Here is a 16,732-nt window from a genome sequence, read left to right on the forward strand (position 1 = left end):
CGGGGGGGGGCGGGGGCGGGGGCGGCGGGGGTTGCTGGTCGGGGCCGGGGTGCTGGCGGCGGGTGGGGCGCTGTGGGCGCTGGGCCGTTCGGGCGAGGGGGCGGCGCCGGGGCCGAAGCCGAGGCCGGGGCCGACGGCGCTGTCCGGGCCGGCGCCGCTGTGGACGTACCGGGGGCCGGAGGCGATGACCCCGGAGCGGCTGGTCCGCCCGCCGGGGCGGCCGGTGTACCTGTCCGCAGGGGGCCTCCAGGTGATCGACCCGGCCTCCGGCGAGGCCGCGCGGCTGCTCGCCTTCGACCGGCCGGACCCGCGGTGGCCGAGCGACGCCGAGCGGCTCGGCAAGGTCGTCCTCGGGCCCGAGTACCTCTACAGCTCCACCTCCTTCGGCCACCTCGACGCCCGCCACTTCACCGACCCGGCCCGCGACTGGAGCCTGCCGCTGCCTCCCGAGCTGGTCGGCGCGGCCGAGCACTCCGGCCCGGCGCCCACCAATGTGCCGACCCTGTCCGCCTGCGAGAACGGCGTCCTGTACGGCTCCGTCTGGGACCGCTACCAGGGCGAGGAGACCGGGCCCGACAACCTGGTCTTCGCGCTGCGCCTGGCCGACCGATCCCTCCTGTGGACCGTCCACGAAACGCACGGCGAGCAGCCGGTCGCCACCACCGCCGACGGCACCCGCACCGTCTGCGTGCGCAGCCTCGGCAACCGGGCCGCGCTCGTCGTGCGCGACGCCGCCGACGGCCGGGAGCTGTGGACGGCACCCGGAGACGAGGACCTGCGCTGGTGCACCGCCGGCCCCCGGCAGGTGTTCGTCCCGGACGGCAACGGCGGGGTGCGCGCCCTGCGCCCGAGCGGCGAGGCGCAGTGGACGCACTCCCCCGCCAGGGGCGAGTCCTGGCGGGCGCTGCCGCCGCTGGTGGACGGGGCGCAGGTGTACGTCCCGCGCGACGACGGCCTGGTCACCGCGCACGGCACGGACAGCGGCGCGGTGCGCTGGACGGCCCGGATGCCCTTCCTGCTGGACCGCCGCAGCCGCCCGGTGGTCGTCGGCCCGACCCTGTTCGTGCCGGGGACGGCGGCCGGCGGGGTCTGCGCGGTGGACACCGCGAGCGGGCGCACCCTGTGGACGTTCCGCGACTCGGGCCCCGGCCGGGACGTCTGGGCGCTGGCCGCCGACGCCGAGCGCCTCTACGCCGGGCACGACGACGTCCTGCACGCCCTGCCCCTGCGCTGACCGAACTGCACTGACCGAACTGCGCCGACCCGGACTGCGCTGACCACACGACAGCCTGATTCAACGAGAGGACGGCCGTATGCAGGTACGCCCGATCTCCCCCGAGAAGCTGACCGAGCTGCTCGCCGAGCGCATCGCCGCCCTGCCCGGCGCGGGCGGGCGCCACCTGCGGGTCGCCGTGGACGGCGCCGACGCCGCCCGCCCCGGCGAGCTGGCCGACGCCTGGTGGAGCCGCTGCGGCTGCGGGGCCTGCCCGCGCTGCGTGTCCCGGCCGCCGGGTTCCTGCGCCCGGCCTCGATCCGGCTGGAGTACGGCCACCGGGACGCGGACGCCTTCCACGACCTGTGGCTGGACGACGGCGCCCTCGCGCGCGAGGTGCTGGACCCGCTGGAGCCCGGTGGCAGCGGCCGCGTCCTGCCCTCGCTGCGCGACCCCGCCACCGACCGTTCCACCCGCGCCCCGTACGTCCAACTGCCGCCCGGCGGCGTGCTGTTGCTGGACGGGCCGATGCTGCTGGGCCGCTGGCTGCCGCTGGAGCTGACCGTCCACCTGGCGCTCTCCCCCGCCGCGCTGGCCCGCCGCACCCCGGCGGAGGAGCGGTGGACGCTGCCCGCCTTCGCCCGCTACGAGGAGGAGACGGGCCCGGCCGAGGCGGCGGACCTCACCGTCCGGATGGACGACCCGCGCCACCCCGCGCTGGTCGAGCGCCCGTGACCTCCGGCGCGGGGCCGCGCTGGCAGAACGGGCACCAGAACACCACCCGGTCGTAGGGCGGCTCCCCCTGACGAGCCGTCAGGACCGGGGTGACGCACCGGGGGCAGGGCCGCCCGGCCCGGCCGTAGACCCAGTGCCGGTAGCCGGGGCGCAGGTCGCCGGTGGTGATGTGGCCGGGGCGCAGCTTGTTGGCCTCGAGCATCTGCCGGGCGCGCTCCACCAGCCGGTCGGGGTGCGGGAGTTCGCCGATGGCCGTCCACGGGGTGAGCCCGGCGACGAAGCAGAGTTCGTTGGCGTAGACGTTGCCGATCCCGGCGAGGTTGCGCTGGTCGAGGAGGGCTTCGACGAGCGGGCGGGAGGGGCGGGCGAGGAGGCGGCGTACGGCCTCGACCGGGTCCCAGTCGGGGCCGAGGAGGTCGGGGCCGAGGCGGTCGACGATGCGTGACTCGTCGGTGGTGCGCAGGAGTTCGACGACGGGCAGCCGGTAGCCGACGGCGGTGCCGCGTTCGGTGCCGAGGACGGCGCGGATCTGGTGGGCGGGCCCGCCGGTCCAGCGTTCGCCGGGGCTATAGACCTCCCAGCGGCCGTCCATCCGCAGGTGGGTGTGGAGGGTGAGGCCGCCTTCGAGGCGGGTGAGCATGTGCTTGCCGCGGGGGCGGACCTCGAGCACCCGGCGCCCGGCGAGGTCGGCGGTGGCGTGCGCGGGGACGCGCAGTTCGGCGTGGGTCAGCGGCCGTCCGGCGAGGGTCTCGTGCAGCCGGGCCGCCTCGCGGTAGACGGAGTCACCTTCGGGCATGTCTCCATCCTCCACCGCGGGGCGGCCCCACCGCGCACCGGCCCCCAGGTGCGGCTACGCCGCGACGGCGCCTTCGCGGACGACGGTCACCGGGCAGGGCGCGTGCTCGGTGACGTGGCGGCTGACGGAGCCGAGCAGCACGCCGGAGAACCCGCCGAGGCCCCGGCTGCCGACGACGAGCAGCGCGGCGCCCTTGGCGGCCGAGAGCAGGGCCTGCGGGGCGCCGCCGGGCACCACGTCGCGGGTGATCGTGACGCCCGGCTCCGTGCCGGCGACCTTCTCGATCGCCTGGGCGAGGGTCTGGCCCGCGATCTCCTCGGGGTTGAAGGTCTCGGCGGTGGGGACGCCCTGGCCGCCCCAGCCGTAGAAGGCGGGGTACTCCCAGGCGGCGACGGCGTGGATCGTGCCGCCGACGGCCCTGGCGTAGTCGAGCGCCCACTTCAGCGCCTGCTCGGAGGCGGGCGAGCCGTCCACGCCGACGACGATCCGGGGGTTGGCACTCATGGTGTTGCTCCTTCGGTCGGGTTCGCTCATTCCTTCGAACATAGATCAGATCGGCCCTGTTCCCGGCGATTGCCACGCCGCTGAAGCTGTTTCACCTTCGAAGCAGCGCCCCCGACATCAGCTGCGGTAGGCCGCCCAGGAGTTCGCCATCCGCTGCGCCTGCCCGGGGGTGAACTGGGTCATGCACTCGTCGTAGCTGTAGTCCATGAAGTTGTGGATCGGGTCGAGCCCCTTCCCCGGGCAGGTGTCGCGGCCCTCGGGGCAGCCGTAGGCGGCGCTGCGCTCGGGCGGGGTGTCGTCCACGTAGTCGCCCGGGAGCAGGCAGCCGCCCTGGAAGGTGTGGAAGAGGCCGAGCCAGTGGCCGGTCTCGTGGGTGGCGGTGTTGCCCTGGTTGTAGTGGGTGGCGGGGCCGCCGGGCAGGGAGTCGTCCAGGACGACCACGCCGTCGTCGGACGGGTCGGAGCGGTAGGCGCTGGGGAAGGTCGCCCAGCCGAGCAGGGACTGGCCGAGGTGGGCGGTGTAGAGGTTGAGGGTGCCCTGGTCGCCCTTGCGCAGGGCCGACTTCATGGCCTTCTCGGCCGCCGAGCCGGGGGTCATGCCGTTGTACCAGCCGGCGTTGTCGGTCCACTCGGTCCCAGCCAGTTCGAAGTGGAACCGGGTGTCGGTGCTGCCCGCGCCCTGGCCGCCGTAGGTGGCGTTGAGGTGGTCGATCTGGGCGTCGACGGCGCCCTGGTCGAGCAGGCCCGCGGCCCCGTCGTGGATCACGTGGACGTACACCGGCACGGTGGTCGGCACGGCGGCGAGCGGCACGTGGGCGGAGGCGAGCCGGGCCAGCCGGTCGTCCAGGTCGGCCTGCATGGCCTTCGCCTCGGCGGGGCCGACGGCGTTCGGGTCCTTGCCGGACGGGCCGCCGGCCGGCTTGCGGGCGGCGGCGTCGTAGCCGTCGCAGGCGGCCGGGACGGCATGGACGGCAGGCCCGGCCGCCGCGGCGTGGTGCGCGACGGGCGCCGCGAACTGGCTCAGACCGGCCGCGGCGACCAGCGCGGCGGCGCAGGGGAACAGGCGAGGGGTCCGCGGGCGCACCCGGGGAGAACGGCGCATCGGCGCTCCTGACAAGGGAGTTGACGGAGGGTCGGCCGCGCCCCGGGCCCGCCCGGCGGCGTGCGCAACAACCTGCGCGCCCGCGTGCGGTACGACGTGCCGTACGGCACGCGGAACGACACGCGAAACGGCACGCGCGACGACAGGCGACGGCGTGCGAACGCGTACGGGACGGACGCGCGGGAGCCGCGGACCCGCCGAGACTACGACGCGGTGAAGTCGATCTCCCGCAGGGCGCGCGGCGGCGCGGTCGAGTACCACCGCCGACGCACAGCCGGCCGGCAGTCCCGCCGCGAGCAGCCGGGCGACGGCTCCCCGGTGCCGGGTGAAGGCGTAGCGCGAGACGCCCTGCCCGCGCCGGCGCTGCCCGTCGCGGGCCTCGTCCGGGTCGGCGTCCAGCACCAGCAGGTGCACCCGCCTCCCCTGCCGGGCGGCGGCGCGGCACAGCCACGCCCGTACCCACGGCAGGGTGCCGCAGTCGTGCACGGCGAGCGCCCCGCCGGCCAGTACGGCGCGGCGCAGCCGCCGGTAGTGGGCGAGCCGGACGAGGGGGCGGTAGAGGGCGTACGGGAGGCGGGCGGGCAGGCGGGCCGCGTACTCGGCGCGCACCAGCTGGGAGTCGACCAGCGGGGCGCACACGCAGCGGTGCATCAGGGTGCTCTTCCCGCTGCCGGGCAGGCCGGAGACGACGAGGAGGTCACCGGCGGGGTAGTGCAGGGCGGCGGGCCCGGGGCCACGTAACTCGTGCCGCCCGGCGCGGACGGTTTGGACGGTATGGACAGTGTGGACGGTCCGGACAGTGAGCGACTCGGCCGGGCGGGGCGGCGGCACGCGGGGCGCCGCCGCCCGTCTCGCTCCCGTCCCGGCCATCGGCTCTCCCCCGGTGGTTCACCCTTCCTGGGAGCATCGCGCATTCCCAAGAAAGAGTAAAGACCCGTGGTCAGAGCCGCACGGCGCCGGACAGGACCTCAGGCGAGCTGCGGGGCGACCTCGGAGGCGATGACCTCCAGGTGGTCGAGGTCCTGCAGGTCGAGGATCTGCAGGTAGATCCGCTGGCTGCCGGCCTCCGCGTACCGGCCGATCTTCTCCGCGACCTCGGCCGGGGTGCCCGCCAGGCCGTTGGCCTTGAGCTCGTTCACCTCGCGGCCGATGGCGGCGGCCCGGCGGGCCACCTCGGCGTCGTCGCGGCCGACGCAGGCGACCAGGGCGTTGGAGTACACCAGGTCGTCGCCGGAGCGCCCGGCCTGCTCGACGGCGGCGCGCACGCGGGCGAAGTGGCCGGCGGAGTCCTCGGCGGAGACGAACGGCAGGTTGAACTCGTCGGCGAAGCGTGCGGCCAGCGCCGGGGTGCGCTTGGCCCCGGTGCCGCCGACCAGCACCGGGATGCGGTCCTGGGCGGGCTTGGGCAGGGCGGGCGAGTCGGTGAGGGTGTAGTACTCCCCGGCGAAGTCGAAGGTGTCGCCGAGCTTGGTGTTCCAGAGACCGGTGATGACGGCCAGCTGCTCCTCCAGCCGCCCGAACTTCTCCTTGGGGAACGGGATGCCGTACGCGGCGTGCTCGGCCCCGTACCAGCCGGCGCCGAGGCCGAACTCGACGCGGCCCCCGCTCATCGCGTCCACCTGGGCGACCTGGATCGCGGTGACGCCGGGCAGGCGGAAGGTGGCGGCGGTCATCAGGGTGCCCAGGCGGATGGTGCTGGTGTCGCGGGCGAGCCCGGCCAGGGTGATCCAGGCGTCGGTGGGGCCGGGCAGGCCGTCGACGTCGCCCATCTTGAGGTAGTGGTCGGAGCGGAAGAAGGCGCTGAACACGCCGAGTTCCTCGGCGGCGCGGGCCACCGAGAGGAGGGTGTCGTAGCTCGCGCCCTGCTGGGGTTCGGTGAACACTCGAAGATCCATACGGGCCATTCTGGTACGGATCGCCCCCGGGGCGCGGCACGGAACCGGCCAACCACGGGAGACGGCCGGGGTGGCCAAGGTCTCAGCACGGAACCGTCACGGGCGGCCGGTCGGACCCGCGCGCTCGCCTACCGTGGACGGATGTTCGCGACCTCCGACGACTCCTTCCGGCGCTCCCCCGACGAGCCGGCCGGCTGCCCGCTGCCCGGCATCGTGGCCGCCTTCACGCCCCGGCTGGCCGAGTTCGCCTTCGAGCCCGGCTTCGTCGCGGCCGTCGACCAGCACGCCTCGATGCTGCGCGAACTGCTGTACGCGCAGGGGCCGGAGCTCGCGCCCCGGCCCCTGGACCGTGAGGAACTGTCGGACTACGCGCTGGGCTTCCTGGACGCGCTCGCCGAGATCGGCTGGCGGGAACCGGTCGGCCACGACTACGCCGTGCTCCGGCTGACCGCGATCTGCTGGCTGGTGCGCGAGCAGGGGCTGCTCGTCTGAAGCGTTCTACCGCTCCTCGATGCCCGGGGCCGGGGAGCCGCCCGGGCCGGTCTGGGCGGTCGGGTTCACCGGCTGGTTGGCCAGGGCGTCGGAGCGGCCGGCCTGGTAGGCGCTGCCGCGCAGCCGGGCGGTCTCCCGCTCGGCGCCGTCCAGCCAGCGCTCCCAGCGCTGGCGCATCGGCATGATCAGGCCGCCGCCGACGCCGACCACCAGCACGCCGGTGATGGTGGCGAGCACCGCGATCAGCACCGGGCCCGTGATCGCGGTGGCGATCCCGGCCTGGCCGAGGGCCGCGATCACGCCGAGCGCCACGATGAACGCCCAGACCAGGGTGGAGACGGTCCGGCCGTACGAGGCGGCGGCGAGCGAGTTGCGGACGATGTCGCGCACGCCGTTGGCGATGGCCATGGCGACCACCAGGATGACGACGGCGACGATGCCCCTGGGCAGCCAGGCGACGATGCTGTGGATCATCACACTGATCGGGTTCGGCCCGAAGACGCCGAACGCCAGCTGCAGCGTCATCAGCAGCACCGCGTAGTAGACGATCTTGCAGACGATTCCGGTCAGGTCGTACTTGGACCCGCTCAGGTAGCGGTCCATCCCGGCCCTCTCGGCGACCCTCTCGGAGCCGATCCTGCGCAGCACGCGGTCCAGCACCTTGGCGATCGCCTTCGCGACGAACCACCCGATGACCAGGATCGCCAGGAAGGCGATGAACTGCGGAATGAACTTGGCGATCTTGTTCCAGGCTTCGGTGAAGCCCGATCCGAAGTCGACGGAGAGTGCGAGCTGCTGAGCCACGGAGTCCTCCACTCGGTGAGCACGACGCGACCGACGGCGCCGGGCGGCCCCCCACCCTTCGTGGATAGCAGCCGCCCGCCGGGACCGCGCGCGCCCGGTGCCCGGGATGGTCCCCTCGGGTGAACACGCCCGGCGGGCGCGCGCGTACAGTGGCAGCGGCGAAAGGGTCCGAGGGTGAGCATCGGCGAGGCGGACAGCGGTACGGCGGCGAGCGGCGCGACGGCGGACATGACGGTCGCGGACATGACGGTCGCGGGCGGTTCGGTCACGGACGGTACGACCGCGGGCCACCTGGCGCTCTCCTGGCGGGCCCTGCCCGAGCGGCCCCGGGCCGCGGTCCTGGTGCTGCACGGCGGCGAGGAGCACAACCTCGCCCGGCCGGGAGCCGTCAACCTGCCGCTGCTGCGGATGCACGGCTTCCTGCGGCCGCTGGCCCGCCAGGCCGCGCAGGACCGAATCGCGGTGGGCACCGTCCGCTACCGGCACCGGGGCTGGAACGGCCCGCGCGCCGACGCGGCCCGGGACGCGCTGGCCGCGCTGGACGAGCTCGCGGAGCAGCTCGGTCCGGTGCCGACGATCCTGATCGGCCACTCCATGGGCGGGCGGGCCGCCCTCCAGGCCGGCGGGCACCCGGCGGTGACCGGGCTCGTCGTCCTCGCCCCCTGGTGCCCGCCGCAGGACCCGTGCGAGCAGCTGGCCGGGCGGGACGTGCTGATGCTGCACGGCGACCGGGACCGGGTGACCCCGCCCGCCGACACCCTGGCCTTCGCCGCCCGCAGCCGCGCCGCCGGCGCCCGGGTCTGCGGCTACACCGTCGGCGGCAGCGGACACGCGATGCTCCAGCGCCTGCCCGACTGGCACCGCGCCACCACCCGCCTCACCGGCGCCCTCCTCGGCCTGCGGCCCCTGCCCGCCGAGACGGCCTCCGCACTCGCCCTGCCCCCGGCCTCCGGCGAGGCGCTCACCCTGCCCCTGCCCCGCCAGCCGCGCAGGACCCCGGCCAACCCCTGACGGCCAACCCCTGACGGCCAATCTCTGACGGCCAATCTCTGGCGGCCGGCCCCGGCATCGCTCGAACGCCCGGTGTCGCTCGCGCGGGCGGGCGGGGTGCATGACCGACCATCGGGAATGGTTCGTCGGCGACCCTCCCGGGTCGAGGGCCGGAAGGAGCGGTGGATGGGCAGGATGCGGTGGGTCGGGAGTTCGCTGAGGGTGGTGCTCGTGACGGCGTCGCTGCTGGGAGCGGGGGTGGCCGGGCCCGGTGCGGCGCGCGCCCTCGACGCGGAGCCGGCGGCGGCGAGCGAGCCGCTGTTCGCACCGAAGGTGGCGTACAAGGCGGGTGACTACCCGTTCGAGGTGGCCCTCGGGGACTTCCACGGGAGCGGCCGCCTCGACATCGTGGCGAGCAACAACTACGACAACACCGTCTCGCTCTTCCCCGGCAACGGCGACGGGACGTTCGCGGCGCCGGCGACGATCCCGGTCGGCGAGATGCCCGGCAACCTGCTGACCGGGCGGTTCACCGGCAGCGGGCGGACGGACCTCGCGGTGGCCGTCGGCACGCACCCGGTGAGCAACGTCGGCTCCGTCGAGGTGCGCCTGGGCAACGGCGACGGGACGTTCCAGCCCGTGCGCAGCTACGCCGTGGGGGCGTCCCCGAAGGGGCTCGCCTCGGCGGACCTGCGGGGCCTCGGGCGGCTCGACCTGGTGACCGTCAACAGGAACGACAACACGGCGTCGGTGCTGCTGGGCAACGGCGACGGCACCTTCCAGCCCCAGCAGAGCTACCCGGTGGGCAACGACCCGGAGGGCCTGGCCCTCGCCGACCTCGACGGCGACGGCCGCATCGACCTGGTGGCCGCCAACGCCCAGGACGGCACGGTCTCGGTGCTGCGGGGCAACGGCGACGGCACCTTCCAGCCCCAGCGCACCTACCCAGTCGGCCGGTTCCCCCTGGCCGTGGCCGTCGGCGACCTGCGCGGCGTCGGGCACCCCGACCTGGCCGTGGCGGTGGCAGGGGCGGACGCCTTCGCCGTCCTGCCGGGCAACGGGGACGGCACCTTCGGCGCGCCGACCGTGATTCCGCTGGAGAAGCAGGCGTTCCCCTCCGAAGTGGCGATCGCCGACCTCGACGGCGACGGCCACCGCGACCTGGTCGGCGGAGTCAACAACGCCAACGTGTCGGTGCTGCTCGGCAACGGCGACGGCACCTTCCAGCCGCGGCAGGACTACCGGATCTCGGCGTTCGGGGCGCGCGTGGCCATCGGTGACCTCAACGGCGACGGCAGACCGGACGTCGTCGCCGGCGACGACAGCTCCGTCGACGTCCTGCTGAACATCGCCAGACGCCACGTCACCACCACCCTCGGCTCCGACCCCGACCCCTCCGCCTACGGACAGCCGGTCACCCTCACCGCCACCGTCTGCCCCGACCTGGCCACCACCGGGACCCCGACCGGCACGGTGACCTTCCGCGACGGGACGACGGTGCTGGGCACCGCTCCCGTGCGGGCGAGCGGCGGCTGCGGCGCCGCGACGCTCGCCACCTCCGCCCTGGGGGTCGGGCCGCACGACCTCACCGCCGAGTACGGCGGCGACGCCACCTTCCTCGGCGCCACCTCCGGGGTGCTCATCCAGCGGGTCACCCGGGCGGCCGTCGTCACCACGATCTCCTCCTCACCCGACCCGGCGTCCTTCGGCAGCCCGGTCACCTTCACCGACACCGTCTGCCCGGCGCCGACCAGCACCGGCCCCGCCTCCCCGCCGAGCGGCACGGTCACCTTCTCCGACGGCTCCACGACCATCGGAACCGGCACCCTCGCCCCTGGGGGAGGCCCCAACTGCGCGACCACGCACATCAGTTGGTCCCACCTGCTGCCCGGATCCCACACCGTCACGGCCCAGTACCCGGGTGACGACGCCTACCTCCCGGGCGCACCGGAGAGCATCGCCCAGCAGGTCGGCTGCGATCGCACGATCACCGGCCCGGCCGGGTCCGTCCTCGCCACCGGCACGAGCACCTGCCTGGTGGACGCCACCGCCGACGCGGTGGTGGTGCGGCCGGGGGCGGCGCTGTTCGTCTCCCGCTCGACGGTCGGCACCATCGCCTCGCGCGGCGCCTCCTTCCTCGGCGTGTGCGCGAGCACCGTCACCGGATCCGTGCAGGTCGTCGGCTCCACGGGGTTCGTGGTGATCGGCGACCCGGTGGACGAGGGCTGCGCCGGCAACCGGATCGACGGCTCGGTCGTCCTCAAGGACAACACCGGTGGGCTGGTCCTCGACGACGACCGGATCGGCGGCAGCACCGTCGTCGACGGCACCACCGGCGCGGGCCCGTTCCCGCGCGACGACCGGGCGCTGATCACGGCGAACACCGTCGGCGGCTCGCTGGCCTGCTCCGGCAACACCCCGCCGCCGGGCGACGACGGACGGCCGAACACCGTCGTCGGCCCGCGCACCGGGCAGTGCGCGAACCTCTGACAGACCGTCAGTCCACCGCCGTGGCGCGGGCGAGGGCGGCGGCGCGGATCTCGGAGGGGCCACAGGCCCACACCAGGAGCCCCCGCCGGCCCCGGCCAGCGGGCGGTCCCAGGCCGCGCGCACCAACCGGGGGCGCCGGACGGCGAGTTCGGCCCGCGCCCAGGGCGGCAGGAGGCCGATGGAGGCGTTCGTCAGGATCCGTACGGCGGCCCGCTCGCGCCTGCTGCGCCCGAACCCGCGCAGCAGGCGCAGCACCTCCAGCGCCGGCGGGGTGACCGCCAACTCCGGGCGCAGGCGCGCCAGACAGGCCCGCACCTCGGCGCGGGAGCGGGGCACCTCGCGGGCGCCGAGGCGCTCGGCGACGAGGGCGGCCTCGGCGTAGTAGCGGTCGCACTCGGCGGCGGTCAGGGGGGTCCGGGCGAACGCCTGGTAGCCGGTCAGGAAGCAGACCACCTCGGCGGTGTGCACCCAGGTGAGCAGGTGCGGGTCGTCCGCGCGGTAGGGGCGGCCGTCCGGCGCGGTGCCGCTGATCCGGGGGTGAATGCGACGCACTCCCGCGATCGCCCGCTCGGCCGCCTCCGTGGAGCCCAGCGTGGTGGTGGAGACGAACCGAGCCGTGCGGTGCAGCCGGCCCGTCGGGTCCTGCCGGAAGTCCGAGTGGGCGTCGACGGCGGCCATCGCCAGCGGGTGCAGCGACTGCAGCAGCAGGGCCGCGAACCCGCCCACCAGCATCCCGGCCGGGTGCCCGTGCACCCGCCACACCATGCTGGAGGGCCCGAAGAGCCCGGGATCGCCGGCCGGTCGGTCGTAGCGCTCCAGGTGCAGGTCGTCCCCGTGCACGGTCGCGTTGATCTCGGCCAGCAGCCTCGCCCGCACCGCCGCCACCGGCGTACGCCACCCGTCCATCACGCCCGCCCCTCCCCCGTCCGGCCACGCTCCCGCCGATCGTATCGGCCGTGACGTGCCCCGCCCCGGCGGGTGCAGTGGCGCGGATCACACCGGAATGCGGGCGGCCCGTGAAATGCGGCGGCCACCACGGTGGTTGGCACGGCAGTCACCCGCGTCCCCGCGCACATCACCGCCACCTCCGAGGAATCCTCATGACCGTCTCCGCGAACCCGGCCTCCCGCGCGGCCGAGATCCTCTCCCGGCCCGTCACGATCAACGGGCTGACCGTCCCCAACCGCATCGTCATGGCGCCGATGACGCGCAGCTTCTCCCCCCAGGGCGTGCCCGGCGAGAACGTGAGCGCGTACTACGCCCGCCGCGCCGCCGCGGGCGTGGGCCTGATCGTCACCGAGGGGACGTACGTCGGCCACGAGTCCGCCGGGGAGAGCGCCCAGATCCCGCGCTTCGACGGCGAGGAGCAGCTCGCCGGGTGGGCCCGCGTCGCCGAGGAGGTCCACGCGGCGGGCGGCACGATCGTGCCGCAGCTCTGGCACGTCGGCATGGTCCGCAAGCAGGGCAAGCCGCCGTTCAACGACGCCCCCGCCATCGGCCCGTCCGGCATCACCCTGGACGGCGCCGAGGGCGAGGGGCGGGCGATGACCCGCGCCGACCTGGACGCCGTGATCGGCGCGTTCGCGCAGGCCGCCGCGTCCGCCGAGCGGATCGGCTTCGACGGCGTCGAACTGCACGGCGCCCACGGCTACCTGATCGACCAGTTCCTGTGGGAGCACACCAACCGCCGCACCGACGCCTACGGCGGCGACCCGGTCGCCCGGACGAAGTTCGCGGCCGAGGTCGTCGCCGCCGTGCGCGCCGCCGTCTCCCCGGAGTTCCCGGTGATCTTCCGCTACTCGCAGTGGAAGGCCGGCGCCTACGACGCCCGCATCGCCGGGAACCCGCAGGAGCTGGAGTCGATCCTCACGCCGCTCGCCGAGGCCGGGGTCGACGCCTTCCACGCCTCCACCCGCCGCTACTGGATCCCGGAGTTCGAGGGCTCGGACCTCAACCTGGCCGGCTGGACCAGGAAGCTCACCGGCCGCCCGGCCATCACCGTCGGCTCGGTCGGACTCGACGGCGACGTCGTCCGCGCCTTCGCGGGCGAGGGCGCGGGGGTCGAGGGCATCGACAAGCTCCTCGACCGGCTGGAGCGCGACGAGTTCGACCTCGTCGCCGTCGGCCGCGCCCTGCTCCAGGACCCGCAGTGGGCTGCCAAGGTCCTCTCGGGGCGCCTCGACGAGCTGCAGGCGTACAGCGCGGCGTCGCTGCGCACCCTGAGCTGAGCACCCTTCGCCGACCACCGCGAACTGAGCACCCAGAGCTGAGCACCAAACCGGTGGCCCGTCGTGCGAAGACACGACGGGCCACCGCCGCCCCTACTCGGCCTGCCCGTCGCGGTGTTCCTGCTCGGCCGACCTGCCGTCCAGGACCTGGCCGTCCAGGGCATGGGAGCACGGGCAGTCCCGCTCGGCGGGCAGGTTCTCCAGCGCCTTGAACAGCACCGTCCGCAGCCGGTCCACGTTATCGGCGAAGACCTCCAGCACCTCGGCGTGGGTGACGCCCTCGCCGCTCGCCACACCGGCGTCGTGGTCGGTGACCAGTGCCAACGAGGCGTAGCAGAGGCCCAGTTCACGGGCCAGGACGGCCTCGGGGTGGCCGGTCATGCCGACCACCGACCAGCCGTTGGCCGCGTACCAGCGGGACTCGGCGCGGGTGGAGAAGCGCGGCCCCTCGATCACCACGAGCGTGCCGCCGTCGACCGGCTCCCAGGCTTCGGCGGCGGCCGCGTCCAGGACGGCCCGCCGCCCGACCGGGCAGTACGGGTCCGCCATCGGCACGTGCACCACCTCGGGCACCGAGCCTCCCCCAGCCTCCGGCCGGGGGGACCCCCATGCCAGCGGCAGCCCGTCGTAGAAGGTCTGCGCCCGGCCCGAGGTCCGGTCCACGAACTGGTCCGGCACCAGCAGCGTGCCCGGCCCGTACTCCGGCCGCAGCCCGCCCACCGCGCACGGCCCGAGCACCTGCCGCACGCCCAGCGAGTGCAGCGCCCACAGGTTGGCCCGGTAGTTGATCCGGTGCGGGGGCAGCCGGTGCCAGCGCCCGTGCCGGGGCAGGAACGCCACCGTGCGCCCGGCCACCTCGCCCGGGGCCACTGTAGGAGCCGGCTCGCCCTCGGGCGGCTCAGGCGGTGCGCCGAGGGCGGGCCACCAGCATGACGGCGTCGTCGCCGATCCGGTCGGTGCCGGTGGCGAAGTGCTCGCGCAGCGGCGGCAGCAGGGCTTCGCGCAGGGCGGCGAGCTTGGGGTGGCCGGGGTTCCAGTACCCGGCCAGGGCCTCGGCGGCGGCCCGGGACTTGGCCTCGGCGCCCTCCTCCGGGAAGACGACGTCGACGCGGGCCCGGGTCAACGAGACGTCCGCGAAGCCGTGTTCGGCGAGGAGGTGGGCCGCGCGGTCGAGCAGGTAGCCCTGGTGGTCCTCGGGTTCGCCGAGCAGAGCGGCGCAGGTGCGGTTCCACAGCGCGATCAGCTCGTTGTCGGGCGCGCCCTGGACGAGGACGACCTTGGCCTCGGGGTGCGAGGCGTCGACCGTGCGGGCCATCTCGGTCACCGCCATGTCGGGGTCGTCGGTGTAGTGCAGCAGCCAGGTGGCGACGGCTGCGTCGAACTCGCCGTCGCCCAGCGGCAGTTCCTCGGCCCAGCCCGGCAGGACGGTGACGCCGTGCTCGGCGAGCGGCCGCATGGCGGCCGCGCGGGCGAGGTGCGGCTCCACGGTGGTGACCGCACCGAGGCGGTCGGCGACGGCCCGCGCGACCGCGCCCGTGCCGCCGCCGATCTCCACGACGCGCCGGTTGCCCGCGAGGGTGTCGACGACCAGGGCGATGTCGTGGCGCTCGCAGCGGGCCTCCATGCCGAGCCAGCCCTGCTCGCTCAGCCCGTGCGCGCCCCGGTAGTCGAGGGGCAGCGGGTACGGGCCGGCCAGCGAGTCGAGGGGTCGGACGGTGGATTCCATGGTCATCAAGGGGTGCTCCTCGTTCCGGACGTGGGGATCATCGAACCGGCCCGGACACTACACTGAGGAATCATCCCAACACCGTCGGTCGTCAAGGCGCGTTGACATATGCCCGCATCCCCCCGAGGCTCCCCGTCCCATGACCAGCGGCACTGACGAAAACCTCTCCCACTACTTCGCGTACCGCGACCACCGCCTCCCGACGGGCCGGCGCCACCCCCCGCTCGAGGCGGCGCCGGCCCATGGCCGTCAGCGCTCGCCCGCCGCCCACTGGTGGGCGCTGCCCTGGTGGACGGCCGCGTAGACGCGGTCGCGCAGCAGGTTGGCGTCATGGTCGGTGAGTGTGCGCCCGAGGTGGCGCAGGACCACCTTCAGCAGGACGTTCTTCTGCTCCGGGCGGGCGCCGAGCCGCGCCAGGGCCTGCGGTGGGAGATCGGTGCACGGCGTCTCGGCGAGGATCTCCACCGTCTCCACGCAGTCGGCGTCCGGCCCGAGGGCGTCGCGGACCCGGTCCCCGAGGTCCTCCGCCAGGTCGTCGCGGTCGACGGCGACCGACAGGTCCCGGCGGACCGCAGGCATCGCCGACACCGGCCGGTACGGGGTCAGGTCGGTCATCTGGGCGGCGACGGACGGCTCGGCCGAACGCAGGATGCGGATGTCCGGAACGCCCTTGAGCAGCATCAGCATCCGGTCCAGCCCCATCCCGAGCGCGAGACCGCTCCACTCGGCCCCCAACCCGGCACGCTCCAGCACCCGGGGGTGCGCCAGGCCGCACTCCGCGACCTCGATCCACTCCCCGTCGCACTCCACGTCCACCTGACGGCCCGACAGGGTGTACGGGTGGACGCGGTCCTCGTGGCGGTGCTTCGCCCCGGGCAGGAGCGCCTCGACGAGAGTCGTCACCATCCCGTCCAGGTCGGCGGTGGTCAGGGCGGCCGGGCGGCGGCTGAGCCGCCACAGGTCGAGCTGGTGGGGCGTGCCCGTGTGCAGCCGGTCGATGCTGTCGCGGCGGTAGACCAGCCCCGGGCAGGCCAGGAGCACGTCGTCGGAGGAGTCCCGGGGCTGCTCCGCAGCCAGGGCACGCAGCGCGGCCGGGACAAGGGCGCTGGAGTGACTGCGCAACATGAGCCGGTCGTCGACGGTACGGGTGTAGCGGGTGTCGCGGGTGATGTCGTCGCTGCGGTAGCCGAGGTTGTCGTAGTTGTCCTCGACCGTGACGGTGCGCTCGCCGCGCCACCAGCGGACCTGGCAGCCCCACTCCTCCGCCAGCGCGTCGACGGCCCGGGCGAGGACGAGTTGGAGGGCGTGCGGTCCGGCGGCGGGATCGCTGAGGTCCCGGACGGAGAGGTCACGGGCAAGGTGTTCGGCGGAGAGATGAGCAGACATGCGTTCGGCCTCCTGGCCAAGAGCGGTGACGGGGACTCACGCCCCCCAGCCCCTGGGCTCCACCGCTCGACGGGGCCGGCCCGACTCAGCTCCCGAGACGTGGCGAAGTCCGACCCCTGCGGCGCCCTTCGGGGGCCAGGGGGCCGGTAAATCGGCGAATGATCGCTACGACGGCCACACGAGGACTGTAGCCCGGCCGCCCGAGGCCCGTCTCCTCGTTTTCTGCTCCGGGCTCCCGGAAACGCAAAGAACCCCCATCCGGAATCCGGATGAGGGTTCTTCACAATGATTGTTCGGCGGCGTCCTACTCTCCCACAGGGTCCCCCCTGCAGTACCATCGGCGCTACGAGGCTTAGCTTCCGGGTTCGGAAT

General features: G+C 74.7%; 12 protein-coding genes, 1 rRNA gene and 4 pseudogenes. 6 read left to right on the forward strand and 11 right to left on the reverse strand.

Annotated elements, in window-relative coordinates; genetic code table 11:
* Positions 1-1,234: PQQ-binding-like beta-propeller repeat protein (locus IH61_RS0137900; RefSeq protein ID WP_234327510.1), on the forward strand; the 1,234-nt coding region annotated here is incomplete at its 5' end.
* A 79-nt stretch (positions 1,235-1,313) separates the two neighbouring features.
* Positions 1,314-1,948, forward strand: a pseudogene (locus IH61_RS42145) (uridine kinase).
* Here IH61_RS42145 and IH61_RS0137910 read toward each other — a convergent pair.
* The 5 genes and pseudogenes from IH61_RS0137910 to IH61_RS0137930 all read right to left on the reverse strand — a co-directional run bounded on the left by IH61_RS0137910 (position 1,896) and on the right by IH61_RS0137930 (position 6,244).
* Positions 1,896-2,744 (reverse strand): DNA-formamidopyrimidine glycosylase family protein, encoded by an 849-nt coding sequence (locus tag IH61_RS0137910; protein WP_051838695.1) that lies wholly within the window; start codon positions 2,742-2,744, stop codon positions 1,896-1,898. The pseudogene IH61_RS42145 and the gene IH61_RS0137910 sit on opposite strands and share 53 nt — an antisense overlap.
* Before the next feature lie 54 nt (positions 2,745-2,798).
* Positions 2,799-3,248 carry a universal stress protein gene (locus IH61_RS0137915; RefSeq protein ID WP_031078596.1) on the reverse strand — a complete coding sequence of 150 codons (450 nt, stop codon included), beginning with the start codon at positions 3,246-3,248 and terminating at the stop codon, positions 2,799-2,801.
* 117 nt (positions 3,249-3,365) lie between these two features.
* Positions 3,366-4,349 carry a zinc metalloprotease gene (locus tag IH61_RS47985; protein ID WP_031078597.1) on the reverse strand — a complete coding sequence of 328 codons (984 nt, stop codon included), beginning with the start codon at positions 4,347-4,349 and terminating at the stop codon, positions 3,366-3,368.
* 207 nt (positions 4,350-4,556) lie between these two features.
* Positions 4,557-5,219, reverse strand: a pseudogene (locus IH61_RS47990) (AAA family ATPase); the annotation flags it as partial.
* Positions 5,220-5,317: 98 nt separating this feature from the next.
* Positions 5,318-6,244, reverse strand: coding sequence for an LLM class F420-dependent oxidoreductase (locus IH61_RS0137930; protein WP_031078601.1), 927 nt, complete (start codon positions 6,242-6,244; stop codon positions 5,318-5,320).
* A 141-nt stretch (positions 6,245-6,385) separates the two neighbouring features.
* Between IH61_RS0137930 and IH61_RS0137935 the strand changes: the two genes are divergently transcribed.
* A complete protein-coding gene (locus IH61_RS0137935) occupies positions 6,386-6,736 on the forward strand; it encodes a DUF6401 family natural product biosynthesis protein (protein WP_051838696.1) in 351 nt (116 codons plus the stop codon).
* A gap of 6 nt (positions 6,737-6,742) precedes the next feature.
* Here IH61_RS0137935 and IH61_RS0137940 read toward each other — a convergent pair whose 3' ends face one another.
* The gene (locus IH61_RS0137940) at positions 6,743-7,540 is read right to left on the reverse strand and encodes a mechanosensitive ion channel family protein (protein ID WP_031078604.1); all 798 of its coding nucleotides are present in this window, start codon (positions 7,538-7,540) and stop codon (positions 6,743-6,745) included.
* 174 nt (positions 7,541-7,714) lie between these two features.
* On the opposite strand from IH61_RS0137940, the gene IH61_RS0137945 reads away from it, so the two are divergent.
* Both IH61_RS0137945 and IH61_RS43645 read left to right on the forward strand, forming a co-directional pair.
* Positions 7,715-8,551 carry an alpha/beta hydrolase gene (locus IH61_RS0137945; RefSeq protein ID WP_234327511.1) on the forward strand — a complete coding sequence of 279 codons (837 nt, stop codon included), beginning with the start codon at positions 7,715-7,717 and terminating at the stop codon, positions 8,549-8,551.
* 165 nt (positions 8,552-8,716) lie between these two features.
* Positions 8,717-11,020, forward strand: a complete 2,304-nt coding sequence (locus tag IH61_RS43645) for an FG-GAP-like repeat-containing protein (protein WP_051838697.1) — start codon at positions 8,717-8,719, stop codon at positions 11,018-11,020.
* Positions 11,021-11,182: 162 nt separating this feature from the next.
* Here the strand turns inward: IH61_RS43645 and IH61_RS49325 are convergent.
* Positions 11,183-11,926 (reverse strand): annotated as a pseudogene (locus IH61_RS49325) (oxygenase MpaB family protein); the annotation flags it as partial.
* Between the two features lie 194 nt (positions 11,927-12,120).
* Between IH61_RS49325 and IH61_RS0137960 the strand changes: the two are divergent.
* Entirely contained in the window at positions 12,121-13,248 is a 1,128-nt protein-coding gene (locus IH61_RS0137960) for an NADH:flavin oxidoreductase (protein WP_031078612.1), read from the forward strand.
* A gap of 93 nt (positions 13,249-13,341) precedes the next feature.
* Here IH61_RS0137960 and IH61_RS0137965 read toward each other — a convergent pair.
* From IH61_RS0137965 to rrf, 4 genes and pseudogenes are all read right to left on the reverse strand, one after another.
* A pseudogene (locus tag IH61_RS0137965) lies at positions 13,342-14,148 on the reverse strand (S-methyl-5'-thioadenosine phosphorylase); the annotation flags it as partial.
* Positions 14,147-14,980 carry a class I SAM-dependent methyltransferase gene (locus IH61_RS0137970; RefSeq protein ID WP_051838698.1) on the reverse strand — a complete coding sequence of 278 codons (834 nt, stop codon included), beginning with the start codon at positions 14,978-14,980 and terminating at the stop codon, positions 14,147-14,149. The gene IH61_RS0137970 and the pseudogene IH61_RS0137965, both read right to left, overlap by 2 nt.
* 243 nt (positions 14,981-15,223) lie before the next feature.
* Complete coding sequence (locus IH61_RS0137975; RefSeq protein ID WP_031078618.1) at positions 15,224-16,360, reverse strand: hypothetical protein; 1,137 nt, start codon at positions 16,358-16,360, stop codon at positions 15,224-15,226.
* Positions 16,361-16,651: 291 nt separating this feature from the next.
* Positions 16,652-16,732 (reverse strand): 5S ribosomal RNA (gene rrf / locus IH61_RS0137980); the annotation flags it as partial.

This window comes from Streptomyces sp. NRRL WC-3742 (genome assembly GCF_000720635.1).
In the GTDB taxonomy this organism is placed as follows: domain Bacteria; phylum Actinomycetota; class Actinomycetes; order Streptomycetales; family Streptomycetaceae; genus Kitasatospora.